We start from the raw sequence: 2,372 nt of genomic DNA on the forward strand, positions 1-2,372 counted from the left end.
TTTTTACAAATATCCATATAGTATTGAAAAAACAGAGAAGGGGAAACTTCTCTGTTTACTTTTGTATGTTTTTTTCGACTTGTTCTCGAACTGTTTGAATGTAATTCATTTTATGATCCCAGCACTCTTGGCTTAAATCGACAGGGTATTCTTCAGGATTTAAAGTTCGCATATATTCTTCCCAAAATAGAGAGAGACTCTGTTCATTATATTTTTGAATATCTAATATACTTGGTAGTTCATATGTTCTTTCACCGTTAACGAAAATATCTTTATGCAGTTCACGGGCTTCAAAGTTTGTTACGAATTTACTTATATATGTGTGAACTGGATGGAACATTTTTAAGCGCTCTTCTTTTCCAGGTTCTTCAGAATCTAATGCAATATAATCGCCTTCTGCATGATCGTTTACCCGATTGATAATACGATAAATTCGTTTCAGTCCTGGAGTGGTAATTTTTTCAGGGTTAGATGAAATTTTAATCGTATCATTTAATTTTCCGTCAGTATCTTCAATCGCAACTAGTTTGTAAACAGCCCCCAATGCAGGTTGCTCAAAGGACGTAATTAATTTTGTCCCAACGCCCCATACGTCAATTTTTGCTCCTTGAGATTTAAGGTGCATAATTGTGTATTCATCTAAATCGCTAGAAGCGATAATTTTTGTATTTGTAAACCCTGCTTCATCTAATAGTTTTCGTGCCTTTTTCGATAAATAAGCCATATCACCACTATCAAGACGTATGCCATAGAAATCAATACGATCCCCAAATTCTTTTGCAACACGAATCGCATTTGGAACACCAGATTTCAATGTGTCATATGTATCAACGAGAAAGACGCACTTTTTATGAGTTTCAGCGTATTTTTTAAACGCGACGTATTCATCGCGATATGCTTGAACGAAAGAGTGAGCGTGTGTGCCAGCTACAGGAATCCCAAAGCGTTTCCCAGCACGAACGTTGCTTGTAGAGGAGAAACCACCAATAAAGGCAGCACGCGTCCCCCAAAGGGCAGCATCGAACTCATGGGCACGTCTTGTGCCGAACTCTAAAAGCTCATCATTACTTGCAGCATGTTTCATACGTGCTGCTTTTGTGGCAATTAATGTTTGGTAATTCACAATATTTAAGAGGGCAGTCTCAATAATTTGTGCTTCACCAAGTGGTGCATCAACACGTAATAAAGGTTCGTTATTAAATACAACTTCGCCTTCTTGCATACTGCGAATCGTCCCAGTGAATTTCATATTTTGTAAATAATGAAGGAATTCTTCTTCAAATTGTAATTCTGCTAAATAAGCGATATCGCTTTCAGTAAAACTGAAATTTTCTATGTACTCTACAATTTTCTCAAGGCCAGCAAAAACAGCGTAGCCGTTCTCAAATGGAAGCTTTCGAAAATATAAATCAAAAACAGAACGGCGATTATGAATACCATCTTTCCAATATGTATAAGCCATGTTGATTTGATATAGGTCTGTATGTAAGGCATAACTATCGTCTTTATAATGAGTCATCGCGAGAACACCTCCATAATTTGGTTATAGTATACCAATTTTTCACCATTCGTAGCAAAGAAGAGATATTGATGTGAAGTCAAGAGAGAAAAAAATGAAATTATGCATATTTTTTAGAAAATTTATATTTATCAATTTATATTTCTCCAAATTTTATGTATTATTAGAGTAATGGGGGTAATGAGAATGGAGGAGGACAATGCAACAAACATTAGAAAAAATAGGCAAACAAGTCTTTTATAAACGGCTACAGCAAAAAATGACACAAGAAGAATTATGTCAGGGCATTTGTTCTGTCTCATACTTAAGTAAGATTGAAAATGGAAAGATTGAAGCATCAGAAGAAATTCTACAATTGCTCTGCGCAAGATTAGAAATTGCCGTGACGGATTTGAGGGATGTAGAAGAAGATGTGAAGGGGAAGCTGGATGAATGGTTGAATGCACTAGTTCATTTAGACAAGCAACAAGTAGAACGTATATATGAAGAGTTGCAAGGTGAAATGAAGCATGTGTTGGATTTTGAAATTATAAATTATTATAAACTGCTGTATACACGTTATTTAATTATGAAAAGGGATTTTCCTGCTGTCGAAAAAGAGTTAGAGAGCTTAAAGAAGATGTACAAAAAGTATTCACCATTCCAAAAATTATTATATACGTATAGCAAAGGGTTATATTATTTTTTACAACATAGATATAAGAAGGCATTGGAGTATTTGACTCGAACAGAAGTAATGGCAAAGGAACAAGGTTATCATGAGAATGGAATATATTTCAATTTAGCTCTTGTTTATAATGAATTAGAAGTTGAACATATGACTTTACATTTTGCTAATGTAGCAATGGAAGGA

Annotated in this window: 2 protein-coding genes; one reads left to right on the forward strand and one right to left on the reverse strand. The window is 34.8% G+C overall.

Annotated elements, in window-relative coordinates; all coding sequences use genetic code 11:
- Positions 1 to 55: 55 nt before the first annotated feature.
- Entirely contained in the window at positions 56 to 1,519 is a 1,464-nt protein-coding gene (locus ACQGSG_RS28315) for a nicotinate phosphoribosyltransferase (RefSeq protein WP_000150184.1), read from the reverse strand.
- Between the two features lie 199 nt (positions 1,520 to 1,718).
- Here ACQGSG_RS28315 and ACQGSG_RS28320 point away from each other — a divergent pair.
- On the forward strand, positions 1,719 to 2,372 hold a 654-nt coding region (locus tag ACQGSG_RS28320), incomplete at its 3' end, for a helix-turn-helix domain-containing protein (protein ID WP_426948643.1).

Origin of the sequence: Bacillus sp. GMa5/1 (assembly GCF_050172015.1) — a bacterium.
Classification (GTDB): Bacteria; Bacillota; Bacilli; order Bacillales; family Bacillaceae_G; genus Bacillus_A; species Bacillus_A cereus.

Coding starts and splice junctions, on each gene's coding strand:
- ACQGSG_RS28315 (WP_000150184.1), bottom strand. CDS start 1,519: ATGACTCATTATAAAGACGATAGTTATGCCTTACATACAGACCTATAT.